The 16,704-nt window shown below is 64.8% G+C and carries 14 protein-coding genes and 1 pseudogene; 5 read left to right on the top strand and 10 right to left on the bottom strand.

The features are described from left to right. Positions 1-83 precede the first annotated feature (83 nt). From K6I40_RS09120 to K6I40_RS28990, 4 genes and pseudogenes are all read right to left on the bottom strand, one after another. The gene (locus K6I40_RS09120) at positions 84-1,208 is read right to left on the bottom strand and encodes a cytochrome b/b6 domain-containing protein (RefSeq protein WP_222918730.1); all 1,125 of its coding nucleotides are present in this window, start codon (positions 1,206-1,208) and stop codon (positions 84-86) included. Continuing rightward, the gene (locus tag K6I40_RS28315; protein ID WP_255681904.1) at positions 1,205-1,891 is read right to left on the bottom strand and encodes a hypothetical protein; all 687 of its coding nucleotides are present in this window, start codon (positions 1,889-1,891) and stop codon (positions 1,205-1,207) included. Before K6I40_RS28315 ends, K6I40_RS09120 begins: the two co-directional genes overlap by 4 nt. Next, a complete protein-coding gene (locus K6I40_RS09110) occupies positions 1,888-2,538 on the bottom strand; it encodes a 4Fe-4S dicluster domain-containing protein (RefSeq protein WP_222920321.1) in 651 nt (216 codons plus the stop codon). The genes K6I40_RS28315 and K6I40_RS09110 overlap by 4 nt, the downstream gene beginning before the upstream one ends. A 26-nt stretch (positions 2,539-2,564) precedes the next feature. Continuing rightward, positions 2,565-5,929, bottom strand: a pseudogene (locus K6I40_RS28990) (molybdopterin-dependent oxidoreductase). 272 nt (positions 5,930-6,201) lie between these two features. Between K6I40_RS28990 and K6I40_RS09100 the strand changes: the two are divergent. Together K6I40_RS09100 and K6I40_RS09095 are read left to right on the top strand one after the other, a co-directional pair. Continuing rightward, positions 6,202-8,334: a hydrogenase iron-sulfur subunit gene (locus K6I40_RS09100; RefSeq protein WP_222918729.1), complete on the top strand. Its 2,133-nt coding sequence runs from the start codon at positions 6,202-6,204 to the stop codon at positions 8,332-8,334. 2 nt (positions 8,335-8,336) lie between these two features. Then, on the top strand, positions 8,337-8,969 hold the full coding sequence (locus tag K6I40_RS09095; RefSeq protein ID WP_222918728.1) for a molecular chaperone TorD family protein: 633 nt from the start codon (positions 8,337-8,339) through the stop codon (positions 8,967-8,969). A 37-nt stretch (positions 8,970-9,006) separates the two neighbouring features. On the opposite strand, the gene K6I40_RS09090 is transcribed toward K6I40_RS09095, so the two are convergent. The 5 genes from K6I40_RS09090 to K6I40_RS09070 form a co-directional block, all read right to left on the bottom strand. Beyond that, complete coding sequence (locus K6I40_RS09090) at positions 9,007-9,198, bottom strand: hypothetical protein (RefSeq protein WP_222918727.1); 192 nt, start codon at positions 9,196-9,198, stop codon at positions 9,007-9,009. A gap of 98 nt (positions 9,199-9,296) precedes the next feature. Then, positions 9,297-9,656: a hypothetical protein gene (locus K6I40_RS09085; RefSeq protein ID WP_222918726.1), complete on the bottom strand. Its 360-nt coding sequence runs from the start codon at positions 9,654-9,656 to the stop codon at positions 9,297-9,299. Positions 9,657-9,848: 192 nt separating this feature from the next. Beyond that, the gene (locus K6I40_RS09080; protein WP_222918725.1) at positions 9,849-10,106 is read right to left on the bottom strand and encodes a hypothetical protein; all 258 of its coding nucleotides are present in this window, start codon (positions 10,104-10,106) and stop codon (positions 9,849-9,851) included. Positions 10,107-10,218: 112 nt separating this feature from the next. Further along, entirely contained in the window at positions 10,219-11,028 is an 810-nt protein-coding gene (locus tag K6I40_RS09075; RefSeq protein WP_222918724.1) for a hypothetical protein, read from the bottom strand. Next, positions 11,021-12,859, bottom strand: a complete 1,839-nt coding sequence (locus tag K6I40_RS09070) for an aldehyde ferredoxin oxidoreductase C-terminal domain-containing protein (RefSeq protein WP_222918723.1) — start codon at positions 12,857-12,859, stop codon at positions 11,021-11,023. Before K6I40_RS09070 ends, K6I40_RS09075 begins: the two co-directional genes overlap by 8 nt. 217 nt (positions 12,860-13,076) lie before the next feature. Between K6I40_RS09070 and K6I40_RS09065 the strand changes: the two genes are divergently transcribed. Beyond that, entirely contained in the window at positions 13,077-13,475 is a 399-nt protein-coding gene (locus K6I40_RS09065) for a hypothetical protein (RefSeq protein WP_222918722.1), read from the top strand. A gap of 102 nt (positions 13,476-13,577) precedes the next feature. After that, positions 13,578-14,639, top strand: a complete 1,062-nt coding sequence (locus K6I40_RS09060) for a zinc-dependent alcohol dehydrogenase family protein (RefSeq protein ID WP_222918721.1) — start codon at positions 13,578-13,580, stop codon at positions 14,637-14,639. 434 nt (positions 14,640-15,073) lie between these two features. Here K6I40_RS09060 and K6I40_RS09055 read toward each other — a convergent pair whose 3' ends face one another. After that, positions 15,074-15,313, bottom strand: a complete 240-nt coding sequence (locus tag K6I40_RS09055) for a glutaredoxin (protein WP_345779447.1) — start codon at positions 15,311-15,313, stop codon at positions 15,074-15,076. A 136-nt stretch (positions 15,314-15,449) separates the two neighbouring features. Here K6I40_RS09055 and K6I40_RS09050 point away from each other — a divergent pair, with 136 nt between their 5' ends. Then, on the top strand, positions 15,450-16,487 hold the full coding sequence (locus K6I40_RS09050) for a Gfo/Idh/MocA family oxidoreductase (protein ID WP_222918719.1): 1,038 nt from the start codon (positions 15,450-15,452) through the stop codon (positions 16,485-16,487). Positions 16,488-16,704 lie beyond the last annotated feature (217 nt).

Genomic DNA, 16,704 nt, shown 5'->3' with positions numbered 1-16,704 from the left:
CTATCCCAGACGTGTCGAAATCACGTAAATCCCCACCGGAGCGGTCGGAAATCCGACGGAATCGTCGCGAAACTCGGACGCGATTAGCCGCCGGAGTCAGTGTCCGTCCGCCCGCTATTCGTCCCGTCGTCGGTCGCCGATCGACCGTCGGTCGTTCGCGTCCCACCGTCAGTTCCGGATCGGTGTCCGTCCTCATGGTCACCGCTACGGTCGGATTCTCGCCCTCCACCGTCGGCGGCGGTCGTCTGCTCGGCCGTGTCCCGCCGCTGTTGCATGTACCGCGCCCGCAGCACGTTGCCGTACATCGAGAGCACTAGCCCGATGAGCAAGACGAGCATGCCGACGTTGACGCCGATGGTTCGCAGGACGCTCCCCTCGTTGAACTGGAGTCGATTCGGAACCGGGTAGCCGCCGTACGAGAGGCTGGCCATCATCACGCTAACGATGCCGACGACGACCAGTACGGCCATCACATTGGTCGCCCATCGCCACGAGGAGCGGAGCCGGAGCCGCTCGATCCCAGTGGTCTCGTATTCGTCGGGGTCGTCGTGGAAGTTCGGCGTTCGGTCCTTCGGCAGGAACGCCTTCATCTCTACCGGGTAGAAGGCAGGATGGAAGCCGTGCTCGAAGGTGTGGAACATCACGCCCATCAGCATGATGACCCCGAGTAGGCCGTGGAAGGCAACGAAGGCCATGACGACCGTCTGGGAGTTGTAGAAGTCGATCAGCCAGGTTTTCCGCCAGATCAGGAGGCCGGAAATCATCAGCAAGAGGAGTTCGACGGTAAAGATCCAGATAACTCCCTTGCCGATATAGGAGATCAGCGGCACCTCATCGGCCTTGTAGCCCGCGAACTGGCGGGCGGCCGGGTGGCGCTCGTCGGCCCGCCCGAGCGCGAACTTGACGTCCTGTATGAACGCCGAGATATCAGTTCGATTGGGCAATACTCCGCGGAAATTCGAACGACTCGTCGACCGCAAGAGCATGTAGGACACCCAGAATCCAGTCAGGAAGATCAGTGAGAATCCCGCGAACCGGTGTATCAGGAGCACGCCCTCATTACCGCCCATCAGTTCGACCATCCACCACAGTTCCGTGTTGAACGCGATGGCGTATCCCGTAAAGAACAGGAAAAAGACCGTCAGCGCCAGCAGCGAGTGGAACGTGGTGGTGATCCGCGAGAACTTGCCGTGGTCGAGATTCGTCATCGGGATTCACCTCCCTCGGACCGAGTCGGATCGTCGTGCGGTGCCGAGTCCGATTCCGACTCCGGTTCCGCGGCAGCGCTCGAGTCAGCCGACGGTCGTCCCGTGGCACTCGGCGCACCGCCGTCGGTCGCCGCGGCCGATTCCCGCTCGCGAGCCGTCGCCGCTGGCGGCCGCATTCGCGCGGCCAGCCGCCGGAACGCCGCCCAGTGGATGAACACCATCAGGAGGATGAAAATTCCCATAATGACGTCCGCGAAGTGGACCACCGCGATCGCGATCTCGAGGGCCGGCACGGTGTTGCCGAAGACCCAATCGGCGGCGACGCCGCCGCCCTGGACGGTCGGCCGGACGCGTAGCAGGTTCTCGAAGAGCGGTGCGCGCCCGGAAACGAGCGCGACGGCACCGCCCGCCAGCACGAGTCCGATGAGCGCGCTGATCGCGAAGGCGATCCGATCCCAGCGGCCGCCGCCGTCGCCTCCGGTTCCTGACCCGGAGTTCGGGTCACGGTCGGGGCTCGATCGTGATTCGTCGGTCAATACCTCGCTACTCTCGTCGCGTCCGGCGGCAGTCTCGGTGGTGTCGCGATCGTCCCAGTCGACCGCATCCGTCGTCCGGTCCTGATTCCTCGCGGCTCGGACGTCGTCGCCCTCGTGCGGTCCGTTGGGTGGTTGTTCGTCGCTCATTGGTCACTGAACAGTTGGGCGTCGTCTGCCCCGAAGATGATCTCCATGGCCTCCTCGTTGAAGAAGGGGCCGCTGTCGCGTTGCTCGAGTTCGTCGGCGATCTCGCCGGCACTGCCGACGAGGATCGCGTCAGTTGCACACTCTTCGGCGCAGGCGGGCCCCTTCTGGACCTCTTGGCGCTCGCGACAGCCGGTACACTTGTCCATGATGCCGCCGGTGCCAAAGAGTTGGGCCGTTCCCTCGTTGCTGTCCGGGAACTGCGGCGCACCGAACGGACAGCCCGACAGGCAGTACTGACAGCCGACGCAGAGGTCTTCGGTCACCGTTACGAACCCGTCGTCCTCTTTTTGGAGCGCGTTTGTCGGACAGACGGAGACGCACGGCGCGTTTTCGCAGTGGTAACACTGCATCGGGAGACTCGTCTCGCCGGGCCGTTCACCGGCTGCGAGTCGGTCCGTCTTGTCGGCGTTCTGGCCCTGTGGCCCGGCGCTCCCTTCGGCCATCGTCGTGATGTCGATGCGCTGGTTGTGTATCTCGCGGTCCCAGGTGCGCTTGCAGGCGACAACGCAGCCGCCGCAGTCGATGCAGGCCTCGACGTCGGGAAAGATCCGCATCCCCTCGCCGGTGCTCATCACGCCCTGACTCATCACCTGTCCGGATCGATTGTCTTGTGTCACGGTGTGTCACCTCCCTCAATCATGTCCCATTCGCGGACGTCGTATCGTTTCTGCGCGCCGAGTCCGTGCTCGTCCTGCGGATAGTCGATGAACTCCATCCCGAGGTCGTCGACCACGCTTTGCGTGGCCTTCTGGACGTGGACGACGCCCGATTTGGTCTCCTGCATCTGGGTCTCGGCGTCGAACCCGCTCGGCGTGATGATGTTCGCGCTCTCGCCGATGGCCAGCGGCGTGGTTCCCTCGGGCCAGTTGCCCGACCTGTCCTCACCGTGGAAGACGCCGCCCCAGTGGTAGGGGAGGAAGACCTCCTCCTCGTTGACGCGGTTCGTCACATAGGCCTTCACCAGGATCGACCCCTTGTCCGACGAGGTGACGACGACGTGATCGTCGCCGCCGACGACGTTGAGTTCTTCGGCGAGCGAGGGGTTAATCTCGGCGTACATGTGGGGCTGGCGGTCGGCGGTGTACTCGTTGTTCCGCGTCTCGGCACCACCGCCCTGGTGTTCGACCTGCCGGCCGGAGGTCAGAATCACCGTTCGGCCGCTCTCGGCGTTGCTGCCGAGTTCGGTGTGAACCCGTTCGGTCGCGTCCGCCTGGACCGACGCGTTGTTCTGGTCGAGTCGCCAGAAGTTGACCTGTTCGCCGTTGGCGGGCCACTGCTCGACGAGATCGGGGCGTGGGCTCTCGACGGGTTCCCGGTGGACGGGCACTGTGTCGAGGAAGTTCCAGACGACCGCACGCGCCTTCCCGCGTCCCGTCGGCGGGTCGGGCTGTGCATAGTCGTACTCCTCGTAGGCCGCAGGGTCGATGTCGATCTCGTCACCGTACTGATTGTTGATCGCCTGTGCAGCGGAATACACTGACTCAGTTTCGTCGAGCGCATACCGGACGGGAAGCGTCTGCGTCGACGCGTTTACCGGATCGTCGGGCAGCATCGTCGCGTAGTTCGGATACGATGGCACGCCGTTGATCTCCTGACCGTCCCACCACGGTGCCTCGAACGACTCGGCGATCAGATCGAGTCCATCCTCGCCGTTCTGATTGTAGGTCTTCTGGAGCGGGTAGTCCTTGTCGATGTTGAGGTCGTTCCACTCGTTGGGAGTCGGCGCTCTGACGCCCCAGTTCTCCCGGAAGTCGTGGCCGCCGTCGCGGGGGTCGGCCTCCTTCGTCCAGATGATCGGCGACCCGGGATGGTCGTCGCCCCAGTACGGCCAAGGGAGCATCCAGTAGTCGCCGTCGACCGGCAACCCGTTGGTGTCCGCGCGCAGGTTGTCCGTGTTAAACGCCCAGTCGTACTCCTGATGTTGCTGGAGCTTCTCGGGCGACTGCTGGTAACCGATCGATCGCGTTCCGAGATTGATCTCCCGAAGTGCGTCCTCGTAGGAACTCTGGCCGTTGTGAACCTCCGGACCGCTCCCCCAGTCGAAGTGCTCGCCGAAGCCCAGATGATGGGCCAGTTCCTGCATGATCTGGAGGTCGGGCCTGGAGTTGTGCGCCGGCGGCGAGACCCGCTCACTCCACTGGACCGAACGGTGGGAGTTCGTCACCGTCCGGACGTGTTCGTACTGGCTCGAGGCTGGCAGCAGGATGACGTTCGCGTCATCGGGCAGCGTCCCAGCGACGGCCGGGAAGACGTCGACGACGACCATCAGATCCAACTCCTCCATGGCCTGCTTCATCTTGTCCATCTCGCTAATGGAGTTCGCGGAGTGACCCCAGAAGAACGCCATCTTCAGCGGGTCGGACTGGTAGAGGTTCGACTCGAGCAGCCGATCACCCTGCTGGAGAGCCGCTTCGTACCAGCGGGCAACAGTCAGCCCGATCTGGAACATCATCGACCGTTCGTCGACGTCGTCGATCGGTGCCTCCTGATCCAGACCCTCTTCTTCGTCGTCGCCTTCCTGCTCTTCGCCCTGCTCCTCGTCTCCTTGGCCCCTCCACTCTCTTCGCCTTCGCCACCTTCCCCTTCCTCTTCCTCCTCGACGCCGACGCCTGCACCCCCCGCCTCGACCTCGGCCGGCGTCTCCATGCCGCTCCACATGTCTTCCGGCATCATCTCGAACTTGTCGTACAGCTCCCGGAAGGAGGTGCTGCCGCTGGTCCAGGGACTCCGGTCCCAGACATCCGCCCAGTGCTCCCACGACCCCGGCGAGTCGACGCCGTAGTAGCCCGGGAGAATGCTGGCGTCGACGCCGAGGTCGGTCGCCCCCTGAACGTTTGCGTGGCCGCGCATGACCTGCAACCCGCCGCCGGAGCGGGCCGCGCTCCCGGTCGCGAGGCTGAAGAGGGCATACGAGCGGATGTTCTGTGTTCCGTTGTTATGCTGGGTCCCGCCCATCGCCCACTCGAGCTGTATCCGGGGCACGTTCTCGATGACCAGGTCGCCGATTTCCTCGAGGTCGCCCTGATCGATCCAGGTGATGTCCGAGACCGTCTCGAGGTCGTACTGATCGAGTTCAGGTTCGACGTCGGGCCAGCCCAACACCCGGTCCTTGAGGAAGGTGTTGTCGAGTCCGTCCTGCTCTCGAATGTAGTTGAGCAGGCCCATGACCAGCGCGACGTCCGTGCCGGGTCGCAGCCGGTAGAAGTAGTCTGCGTGGGCCGATGTCTTCGTGTAGCGCGGGTCGATCGAGACGATCGTTCCGCCGCGCGCCTGGCCCTCGAGGATGTGCTGCATCGCGATCGGGTGGGATTCGGCCGGGTTCTGCCCAAGGATGATGAGCAGGTCGAAGTTGCGGTAGTCGTTAATCGTGTTCGTCATCGCGCCGAATCCCCACGTGTTCGCGAGGCCGGTCACGGTCGGCGAGTGACAGATCCGCGCCTGGTGATCGACGTTGTTTGTGCCCATGAAGGCCGCGAGCTTGCGGATGGCATAGGCCTCCTCGTTGGCGTGGTGGGCACTGCCCAGCAACATGGCGCTCTCGCGGCTGTACTCGTCGACGGTCTCCTGCCAGGTCTCGGCGATTTCGGAGTAGGCCTCGTCCCAGGAGATCTTCTGCCACTCGCCGTCGACCTTCCGCATCGGATGTTTGAGTCGCTTGACCGAGTGCTCGGTCTCGAGAATGCCCGCGCCTTTCGAGCAGAGCGAGCCGTTGTTGATCGGGTTCTCGAACCACGGCTCCATCGCCGTAAAGGAGTTGCCGTCCTTGACGGCCTTGAAGCCACAGCCGACGGCACAGTAGTTACAGATCACCTTCGACGTGTCGGCGTCGTCGACGACGCCGTCCTCGCCCTCTTCCTCTTGACTAAGGACGTGCCCGGTGACGCCGCCGCCGAGGACCAACCCACCGGCGAGAGCACTGGCTTTCATGAACGATCGACGATCGAGGTCGATGGTCACCGGGTCGCTGTCCGCGCTCATTGGATGCGGTACCCCACTACTCGGCGAACACTCGTTCGCGTTACCATGTGGACAGTACCCGTGACCACAGTACCCATGACCATGACTCGCACTTCACTAGACGGCGCTATGAATATTTGCTATGGATGTTTTCGGTAATATATATTCGAGCTAGCTTTCTTCCGGCTAAGAAACGAAATACGTTATTACTATCGAGTAGTGTTCGAACTTTGCCGGACAGTCACGGTATTTTTACGGAATACTATTGTATTGTCACGGTATACCACGATAGGATGAGAGTCGGGAGTTTCGTCTGTTCGTGTGCGGACACCTGCGACATCGATCTCGAGGGCGTCCGCGAGGGGATCGAAGATGTCGACGTCGCGGCGAGTTCGAGTCTGCTCTGTGCGGACGGTCTCCCCGCGATGGAGCAGGTCATCGACGAGTACGACCTCGATCAGCTGATCGTCACGTGCCCCGAGTCGCGGTCGCAGCAGAAGATCGAACGGGTCGCCGAACAGCAGGGACTCCATCCGGACGCGGTCTCATTCGTCGACCAACGCGAGCGCGCCGGGTGGGTCCACGACGAGGCCGGTGCCACGGCGAAGACCGCCCGAATGGTCAACGCCAGATACGCGGGACTCGAGTCCGAATCGGTCTCCCGGACGGTCTCGCGGGACGCCGGCGAACGGGTCGCGGTCGTCGCCGATCCGGAGACCGCGGCGGCGCTTGCTGACGACGCCGACGTGACGCTGCTCGCCGATGGCGAGGAGTACGTCGACGCGGCGGCCGATCTCGACGACGTGACGATCGAGCGCGGGCGCGTCATCGACGTCGACGGCCGGTTCGGCGAGTTCACCGTTCGCCTCGAGTCGCGCGTCACCGAGGAGTGCATCTCCTGTATGAAGTGCGTCCACGAGGGGCCCGACGGTATGGTCACGCGCTACCCGGTCGATATCGATCCAGACGCACCCGACGGCGCGTGGACGGACGTCTGCCCCACCGACGCGATCGAGATGGACGGGACCGAACGGACCCTCGAGTTCGACCAAGTCATCTACCCAGCGGCCACCCGTGCGACGCGGGGCGGCCGGATCGGCTTCTACACCGCGCCGATCGACGCGGCGACGATCTCAGCCGTGAGAAAGCACCTCGGCGGCGTCGAGAAACCCGACCACCTTGACCTCGCAATGGACGTCTGTGCGGCCGGCGACTCGAGCCAGGCGGGCTGCAACGAGTGCGTCGAGGCCTGCCCCCACGACGCGGTCGAACGGGCGCGGATCGACGAGGTCGAGTTCCACAAAGAGGCCTGTCAGAACTGCGGGGCCTGTACCAGCGCCTGTCCGACGGGGGCCACGATGCTCCGCGAACCCTCGAACGAGCGACTCGCCCGCGAGGTCGAGGCGCTGCTCCGGCCGACGGACGACGAGGGCGGCTGGCTCCTGAACCGCTCCGGCTCGGACATCGACGCCGCGATCGTCGCGTTCGTCTGCTCGGAGGAAGCCGACGACGCGCTCGCCGAGTACGGCCGGCTGGCCGCCGCGGGGAAAGCGGCCGTCGAGTACCCGCCGATCCTCCCCGTTCGCGTGAACTGTACGGACACCGTCGGCGAGGCCCACGCGATGCACGCGCTCGCCTGTGGCGCGGACGGCATCGCCATCGTCGGCTGCGGCGGCGACTGCCGTCACTCCGGCCCGGATCCGAAAACCGCCCTCGTCGATCGGCTCAACCGCGCCACGACGGACCTCGCGCTCGGCGAGCGGATCGGCTTCTTCGCTCCCGATCCGGACGAACCGGCTCAGTTCGTTGATGAACTCTCGACCTTCGCCGTCGAACTCGAGGACTCGCCGATTCCGGTCGGCGACCACGAGGCGACCGGGGAAATCGACGCCGACCGGGATAACCCCGCCTTCGACAGTCACGGCTGGACGCTCGAGAGCGTCCGCGCGATCCTCGAGCACGTCGAACCCGACCGCGAGGTGATCCGCGGGCTCAAAGACTTCGGTCGTATGCAGGTCGCCGAGGGCTGTACGCTCACACCGACGTGTTCGAACCTCTGTCCCACCGATGCGATCCGCCGGAACGAGCAAGACGCCGTCCTCGAGTTCAACCACGAGAAATGCGTGAACTGCGGGCTCTGTGAGGAGGGCTGCGTCGAGGACGTCATCGAGATGCGCGACGGCCTCGACCGGTCGTTACTGCCGGAGAACCGCGACGGCGACGATCCCGCCTGGATCGAGGTCTTCGACGGCGAGATGCGAGAGTGTCGCCACTGCGGGAAGCCGTTCACCAGCGAGGGATCGGCACAGAAGATCCAGGCGGAAGTCGGCGATCTCGTCGCTGGCATCGCGCCGAGCGCGCAGGGAAACATCTTCGAGTACTGCGGCGACTGCCGCGCACAATTGCTCTCCGACCGAGGTGACTGACCATGAGTATGGATCAACAGGCCCTCTACGACGCCCGACTCGAGCTCGTAAACTTCCTGATCGACGCGTTCGCGGACGTTCCCAGCGAGGCGTTCGTTGAGACCCTACTGTCGGGGAACGTTTCGCTCCCCGACGAGAGCGTCAGCGAGCGACTCGATCGGGGATTCGCGGAACTCGAGACCTTCATCGACGAGAACCGGGATCGCGACGCCGACGCCGTCCGGGATGACTTGGAGAGCGAGTTCACGCGGCTGTTCGTCGGCCCGCGGCCGCCGGTCCTCCCCCACGAGACCTACTACCGAGAGGATACCGACTTTCGCGGTGGCGGGTTAGCGGCAGTCGAGGCGAGTTACGCCGCGGCGGGCTGGTCACCGCCCGAGGAATATCCCGAGGAAAACGACTACGTCGCTGTCGAACTGGCCTTCCTCCGACACCTGATTCGCCGGCAGCAAAACGGCGACGAGGAGACGTTCGGCTACCAGCGAGTCTTCCACGAGGAGCACCTCTCCGAGTGGATCGACGACCTCGCGGCGGACGTCCGCGAGCGGACCGACGAGCGGTTTTACGAGGCCGTCGCCGCGCTGCTCGAGGGCGACGTCGCGTTCGAGGAAGAGATCGCGATGCAGATGGCCTGAGCGAAGCGACGGCTCGAGGCCCGAATCCGCGGCCCGGTTACTCCTCGCCGTCGGTCTCTTCGTCGTCCGTCTCCTTGTCGTCGATGAACGGCTCGAGAACCTCATCGCTGAACGAAATGTCGCCGTCGATCTCGCCGTCGTTGATGTCGTGTGGCGCGGTGTGCGTCCAGACCTCCTTGTCGCGTTTCTTGTCGAGTTCCGGATCCGGTCGCCAGCTCGTGTGCGTCATATCTGTATGTGTGCGATTGACAGCCTTAGGCTTTTGTTACGATTCTCGTATACGTCTCGTCGTCGGTCGAGGGTGGCGGTGGACCGACAGCGTGCGGTTCAGAACGGCCGCGGGTCGTCGGGGTCCGACGCCGACGCGGACTCGGTTTCGTCGTCGAGGAATGCGCGCGCGAATAGGTCGACGTGCAGCGCCAGCACTGCATCGGGCTCGAGGCCGAACTCGTCGGCCTGTCGCTCGAGGTACTCCTCGAGGACATTGGTCGGCTCGTGATAGATCTCGCCGCTGGCAGCGTCGACCGCGAACTCGACCTCGTTCGCGCCAGAGACGAGGTGTTCAATCTCGAGCAAGGCCTGCTCGGCTTTCGTCTCCAGCGCTGCTTCCTCATCCATGAGTCGGTCGTCACCCCACGCCGTCGCGGCCTCGTGAAACCGGTCGCTGACGGTAATCGTGAGGGTCACGGCGACATCCTCTCCCCGTCGAACGCCAGTTCCCAGCGCGTGTGATTCTCGCAACTGGCACAGGGACGATACGCCTCGTCGGGCTCGAGGTGGCCGAATCGATCTAGGCGGCCACACCGAGTGCACTCGTAATACATCGTGGTCAGTGTCGTGGTTGCTCGGTTGTCAGTAGCGGGCGGCGGTCGCAGGCGATCAGTCAGGTGGCCACTCGTCGGGTGCCGGTTCGGGTTCGCCGAGGGCCCCGAAGGCAGCGATTACGACGCCGAGGAAGATCGCCAAGACGATGAGTCCCATCAGACCACCGAGGCCGTGCTGTCCGACCCAGTTGCCGCCCGTGACGCTTCCCATCGTATTGACGATCTGCAGTCCGACTAGAACGACCCAGCCGGCCGCGATCAGGAAGCCGAACGCGAGCAGCGGGTTGTGTTCGATCGCAGTACGGATTCCCATGCGAGTTACAACCACACGCAGTGTAAAATGGCTTCCCGAACTACTATCCAGCGCTGACTATCACGGATGCGGAGACGACGGAATGAGATACCTGTCGCAATCAGCGGTCCGGTTACGACGGCTCCGTCTCGAGTTCCCACGCTGCTTTCTCGGCCGCCGTCTCGAGCGGCACGAACTCCCAGTCGGCCGCGTCGGCGACCGGTTCGTCCTCGCCCGCGATGCCCACGACGACCATCCGATCCGCGTGAAACATCGATGTCCGGTCGATCTCGGCGAGTCGCTCGCCGGGACCCGTCCCCGTTCCGTTAAAGAAGTCGGCGTCGATCCCGTGTTCTCGCTGGAACTTCTGGACGACGTGAGCGGGGACGTCGCCGACGATACCGATCCAGTCGGCCCAGCCCCCGGCGTCGCCGAAGACCCGTCGCGGGTGCTCGAGGCGGCGCACGGCCCTGTAGGTGAGTGCCATCGTCATGTCGTCCGTCCCGCCCCCATGCGGGCCAGACGCAGCGGGCGATCCCGAATCCGTCCGAGAGCCCATCGGGCGCGGCGTTTCCGGTGAATCGGTCCGGGTGGACGGCTCGCCGGTCGTTTCGCTCGCAGTCCCCCCGGTATCGCTGCCTCGCATTGGAATGCCTGCCGGGGTTTTGTCGCCCGTCTTGGGAACGTGCGGTGTGGGAGCGCGGGTGGGGCTCGAGCCCTCCCTCGCCGCGTCGGAATCGTCGGCCTCGGTCTCGTGACCGCCGTTCACCTCTCCTCCCGTTCGGTCTTGGTCGCTGGGAGAGCCAAAGCCCATCGGCGGCGAATCGAGTTCCGTCTCCGGATCCCCGTGAGTATCATCGCGCCAGACCGGATCGCCGACGGCCCCCTCGTTCCCCTCGTCGACGTCGGTCTCGAGGTCGTCCAGATCGATTCGGTCAGTCATCGTCGTTCACCTCTGAGCGGGCTGGATCGCGATCTGACTCGGGGACGGGCGTCGCGTCGTCGACCGCGATCTCGAGATCAAGTCGCTGGATCGTCTCCCGCGTTGGTCGGCCCTCGCTGTCCCACCCTCGATACCGGTAGTAGCGCTCGAGCAGCGATCGGAACCGCTCGGCCTCGAGCGCATCACCGTCGCCCGCGTGCCCCTCGTCCGGGTTCGACTCGCTTGGCTCGGCTGCGCTGGACTCGAGCAACGCGTCCGGGAGCGCGTCGTCGGTTCGGTCGAACCCCTCGCGGACGTTGAACAGTCGAACCAGCGTCCAGATTCGCTCGCCGGCGGTCGCGAGCGCTTCGCGGTCGTACTCGCGGCCCACCGCCGCGAGCCACTCCGCACCGAGATCCTCAGTCAGTACCTCCTCGAGGAAGTCGTCGGCGATCAGGCTCCAGAGGACGGCCCGACGGTTCTGTTCGCCGACGACGGCCGCGATCCTGGCCTCATCGTCGGGCCAGGCGCGGCCGACGGCCTCGGACTCGACCGGTCGCGCGCGTCGATGGCAGGCACCCCGGTCGCTCGTCGCGTAGGCCAGTGCCATCGTCTCGGCACCACGAGGGTCGTACGACGAGCAGTCCATCCCCTTGACCGTCGGGATCAGGTCCGTGCCGCCGAACTCGGCGGCCGCCGCCTCAATCCCGTCCGCGAGCGCATCGCCCAGCGGCGACTCCCGGGCCGCGATTTCGCGGATCAGCGCTCGGGCGGCCTCGTCGTCGCCGAAGGAGAGGTCGCGCTCGAGGAGCCCCTCCTGGCTCGCGCGGACTGCCCAGGCGACGGCGTTGCCCGCGGTGATGACGTCCATCGCGAGGCGATCGCAGAGCGCGCCGAGCGCGGCCACGGCGTCGAAATCGTCGATCCCGAGCCCGGCCCCGAGGACGATCGACGTCGCACCGCGCGGGACGCTCTCGCCCTCATCGCTCTCGACGCGGAAGCCGCCAGGGACGCGTTCGTCTTCACGCTCGCGTCCGTGAGCGCACTCGCGGGCCGCCTCGATACCGATTTCGCTCGCCCCATCGAACCGGCTTGCCTGCCATCCCCGCGTCGGTAACGCGCCGACCGCGTTTGCGAAGTCGATCGTCTCGAGAGTGGCGCTCGCGGACTGCCAGCGACCGGTATCGCTCTCGGCGAAGGCGGTCTCATAGCGCTCGCGGAGGTCGTCGAGCCCGGTCGGTGGCTCGCCGCGAGTGACAACCGCCTTGAGCCGCTTGGCTCCCATCACCGTTCCCGCACCGCCCCGTCCCGCGTGGTGGTCGCCCCCATCAGAGGCGATGGTCGCGTACCGCACGCCGCGTTCGCCCGCGGGGCCAATACAGGCGACGGCGGCATCCGAAAACGCCTCGCAGGTCGTCGCCGCGTCCGCTCCCCAGTGATCGTCGGCCGACTCGAGTCGGCCGTCGCCGTTCTCGACCTCGAGAACGACGGGCTCGTCGGCGACTCCGGTGACGAGAACGCCGAGGTGGCTGCCGAGCGACCCGGCGAGACGGCGGGGGAACGAGCCGCCGCCGTAGGAGTCGAGAAAGGCCCCGGTCAGTGGCGACTTGGTGATCGCGGCGTACCGCGCCTCACCGGGGATCAACCCCGAGACCGGGCCGAGCATGAACAGGAGCACGTTGTCGGCCGAGAGCGGCTCCGTTCCCGGCTCGAGTTCCTCGTAGAGGTATCTCGCACCGAGTCCCTTCCCACCGACGTACCGCTCGAGCCACGCCTCGGGTACCCGTTCGCTGGTCACGGACCGAGTCGAGAGGTCGACCCGAAGGAGGCGCGCTGGTTCCTCGCATGCCATTAATTGGCATGTACGCCGCGAGCGACCTTTAACGGTTCCCCGGAATCGGAGACGAGCGGCGGATTTCCAGACTCGAAACTGATAGTGCTAATGGATAGATCGAAGACGACACCGGTTCGATGGATCTCTCAAATACTATCAGTTGGTTTTATAATAACGAGATAATATCTCAATTTCCTGCAAAAATTGCTTGCACTCCCGTGCTGACTCTTGTCATATGCGGATGGAACTCAGGGTCTGCAAACACTGCTACGAGGGGACGCACGGAAACGAACGGAAGACGGCGATCACGAGGGACATGGTCGCATGTGCGGAACGCGTCCGCGAGTACAAGGACCTGATCGGGCTCGACTCGCTGTACATTGCGAAAGTCGAGGAAGGCGATGTCGGCGGTGCGGAAGCATTGCCCGCGATCGTCGCACGGATCGAGGACGAGCAGGTGACCCTCGCGGATACGCAACTCGTAATGGAAGATGGGGACGGAAATCTGCTCGTTTACCCCGAGCCCGAGGACGTACTCGAGGTGCTGACGCGGAATATCGACCAGATCAGCGATCAGACTCGTCAGGACGTGACCGTCGAGCTCTCGGCGGACGGTACAGAACTGATCACATAGCGGCTCAGCACCGAAACCGCTCCCGGTCGCTGCTCGCGATCAGGGGGTAGTAGGAGGGGCGAACCGCCTATATTTTTATATGTTCCATTTAATTATCAAATTATGCGAGCTGCCGTACTCGAAGAACATGGAGAACCGCTCTCGGTCACAGACGTCGACTACCCGGAGCCGAAACCGGATCAGGTCATCGTCGAAACCGAGGCGTGTGGCATCTGTCGCAGCGATTGGCACGCTTGGCAGGGAGACTGGAGCTGGATCGGTGCAGGGGTTCCGGAAGGCCAAATCCTCGGCCACGAGCCCGCGGGCATCGTTTCGGCGGTCGGTGACGACGTCGAGACGCTCGAGGAAGGCGACCGCGTAGCGGTCCCCTTCCACCTCGGCGACGGGAGTTGTTCTCACTGCCGCGAGGGGCGAGCGAACAACTGCGAGTCAGTCATTCCGCTCGGCCTCTCGGAGTTCGCACCGGGCGCGTTCGCGGAGGCCTTTCCCGTTCGGGAAGCCGATTTCAACTGCGTGAAACTCCCCGACGAAGTCGACTTCGCTGAGATGGCCGGGCTGGGCTGCCGGTTCATGACGGCCTACCACGCACTGGCCGACCGCGCGAACCTCCGACCCGGTGATTGGGTCGCCGTCCACGGCTGTGGCGGCGTCGGACTCTCGGCGATCCACATCACACAGGCGCTCGGCGCACACCCGATCGCGATCGACGTCCTCGACAGCAAACTCGAGCGCGCCGAAGAGCTCGGTGCCGTCGAAACGATCAACAGCACCGAGGTCGATAGCGCTCCGGCAGCGGTTCAGGAGATCACCGGCGACGGTGCCGACGTCTCGATCGACGCGCTGGGGATCGCGGAGACCTGCCAGAACTCGGTCAACAGCCTCGGCACGCAGGGAAGCCACGTCCAGGTCGGGCTGACGACCGGCGAGGAGGCGGGCCAGATCGAGCTCCCCGTCGACGTCATGACGATGCAGGAGATCGACTTCCACGGCTCCTTCGGCATGCCACTGGTCCGCTACGAGGAACTGTTCAACCTGATCGCACAGGGCACGCTCGAGCCGAGCAAGATCATCGGCGAGACCCTCTCGCTCGAGGAGGCACCCGAGACACTCGCCTCGATGGACGACTACGAGACGGTCGGTATTCCGGTCATCACGGAGTTCTGAACTAGCCCTGCGGAGACGACCGATCGACAGCGCTTTTTTTGCCGACTCGAGCCACTAGGTGCGACCCGCGTTCGGGCCAGCTAATCGTCGAAATTCCTGGGCCGCCGCTGTTCGGTATCGGTGTCGCGAAACCCGGGCGGGGCGGGAGCCGCCCTGGGCGTGAGAGACATGAGCGTACTCGAGGCGGGGGCGAGTCCACGTCGAGCGATCCGGGCACGAACGCACACAGTCGGCTGGTCAGCGCGTCGATCGGGCCGAGCGCGTACCCGGCGGGGCCTTTCCTCCCCGCAGGTCGGCTAATGCAAGTCCCGGATATTGTTATGCGGGCGTTTGGTCGCCGGTAGCCGGTCCGAACCGTCCGCAGGTGGCGTCTACTCCGCTCGTAGACCGCCGCTACGGTCCGGAGTCCGCGCCACCGCTTCGAATCCTGTTCGTCAGGCGAGCGTCCGGTCGACGTACTCGAGAATGTTTTCGGACTCCGCCATCGTCACGCCGCGCTCGTCGTCGACGAGCACGGGAACGGCCCGCTGTCCCGACACTCGCTTGACCTCGTCTCGACCCGAGTGCAGCGCGGGGACCTCCTCGCGCTCGTACTCGATGTCTTCCGCGTCGAGTCGCTCGGTGACGGCCTCACAGTACGGGCAGCCCTCGAGGACGTACATCGTGATGTCGATTGCCATACAGTCACTTCCCGGTGGAGACGGAAAGCGCTAGCGGCGCTCCGGGAGACGCTGCGACGGCGAGACAATCGACCAGGAGCATGTCTCCGACACCGCTAAAGGGATGGCGCTGGCGACCGTTCGGACTCGTATGAGCGACGGCGCTTCGCAACGCCCGGTTCAGTTCGGTATCGTCGGCCTCGGATACATTGGAACGACCGTCGGCGGCCAACTCCACCGCCACCCGGACGCGACCGTCCGGGCGGTCTGCGATCTCAACGCAGACCGACTTTCGCAGGTCGGTCGAGAGTTCGACGTTCCCGACGACCGTCAGTACGCCGAGTACTCGGCGATGCTCGCGGACGCATCACTCGACGCGGTCCTGATCGGAACCCCTCACACCCTCCACTACGAGCAGGTCATCGCCGCCCTCGAGCGGGGCTGTCACGTCTACTGCGACAAGCCGTTGACGACCGACCTCGAGCGGGCGCGCGACCTCGCGGAGCGGGCCGAGCGGAGCGACCGGACCGTGATGGTCGGCTACCAGCGTCACCTCCAATCGGCGTTCCGGACCGCACGCGAGCGGTTTGCCGATCGCGAACCGACGTGGCTGACCGCCTCGATCACGCAGGGATGGATCGATGATTCGCGGGGGACTTGGCGGCTCGATCCCGACCTGTCGGGCGGCGGGTTCCTGTACGATACCGGGAGCCACGTCCTCGACGGCGTGCTCTGGACGACCGGTCTCGAGCCCGAATCCGTCGCCGCGAGTATGGACTTCCACGACGATGATCGACGGGTCGATCGCCGTGCCCACCTCGACGTCGAGTTTGCGAACGGCGCGAGTGGGACGTTCTCCTTCCACGGCGACGCGCCGTCGGTTCGCGAGCACATCCACCTCTGGGACGCGGAGGGTGCGGTCTACCTCGAGGGAACGCAGTGGGGCTCGCGAGACGTCCGCGAGATCGATTCCGACGCCGGAGAGTACGCTCCCTATATCGACCCCCGGGGCGAGAAATCCCGCGCCGATGCCTTCCTCGAGAGCATCAGGGAGGGAACCGAACCGCCAGCGACGGTTCGAGATGCGCTCCGGGTAACGGCGCTGACCGAGGCAGCATACGAGGCGGCGAGGACGGGTGATCGAATCGCCATCAATCTCTCGGCAGCCACTCTCGAGGAAGAGGATTGATCACGGGATTTGATCACCGATCAGGTGCCGGTTCACCGGTCACTATCGGGCATCGTGACGCTATCGGAACCCGAGAACGGACCGCAGTAACTGACTCATTTCATCGGGAAAGCCGAGTTTTCGGCGGCCGAATCGGTTCGCGGATTGCCGCCATCAATCCCGGTTCTACCCGGTGATTATGGGGTAGTTACTTGCGTTCAGTCCGGCTCGCGAGGCA

It is taken from the genome of Natrinema sp. SYSU A 869, from assembly GCF_019879105.1.
Taxonomy (GTDB): Archaea; Halobacteriota; Halobacteria; order Halobacteriales; family Natrialbaceae; genus Natrinema.
The sequence above is the reverse complement of the archived record's forward strand: the minus strand, read 5'-3'. Positions and strand labels throughout refer to the sequence as shown.

Coding starts and splice junctions, on each gene's coding strand:
- K6I40_RS09120 (WP_222918730.1), bottom strand. CDS start 1,208: ATGACGAATCTCGACCACGGCAAGTTCTCGCGGATCACCACCACGTTC.
- K6I40_RS28315 (WP_255681904.1), bottom strand. CDS start 1,891: ATGAGCGACGAACAACCACCCAACGGACCGCACGAGGGCGACGACGTC.
- K6I40_RS09110 (WP_222920321.1), bottom strand. CDS start 2,538: ATGAGTCAGGGCGTGATGAGCACCGGCGAGGGGATGCGGATCTTTCCC.
- K6I40_RS09100 (WP_222918729.1), top strand. CDS start 6,202: ATGAGAGTCGGGAGTTTCGTCTGTTCGTGTGCGGACACCTGCGACATC.
- K6I40_RS09095 (WP_222918728.1), top strand. CDS start 8,337: ATGAGTATGGATCAACAGGCCCTCTACGACGCCCGACTCGAGCTCGTA.
- K6I40_RS09090 (WP_222918727.1), bottom strand. CDS start 9,198: ATGACGCACACGAGCTGGCGACCGGATCCGGAACTCGACAAGAAACGC.
- K6I40_RS09080 (WP_222918725.1), bottom strand. CDS start 10,106: ATGGGAATCCGTACTGCGATCGAACACAACCCGCTGCTCGCGTTCGGC.
- K6I40_RS09075 (WP_222918724.1), bottom strand. CDS start 11,028: ATGACTGACCGAATCGATCTGGACGACCTCGAGACCGACGTCGACGAG.
- K6I40_RS09070 (WP_222918723.1), bottom strand. CDS start 12,859: ATGGCATGCGAGGAACCAGCGCGCCTCCTTCGGGTCGACCTCTCGACT.
- K6I40_RS09065 (WP_222918722.1), top strand. CDS start 13,077: ATGCGGATGGAACTCAGGGTCTGCAAACACTGCTACGAGGGGACGCAC.
- K6I40_RS09060 (WP_222918721.1), top strand. CDS start 13,578: ATGCGAGCTGCCGTACTCGAAGAACATGGAGAACCGCTCTCGGTCACA.
- K6I40_RS09050 (WP_222918719.1), top strand. CDS start 15,450: ATGAGCGACGGCGCTTCGCAACGCCCGGTTCAGTTCGGTATCGTCGGC.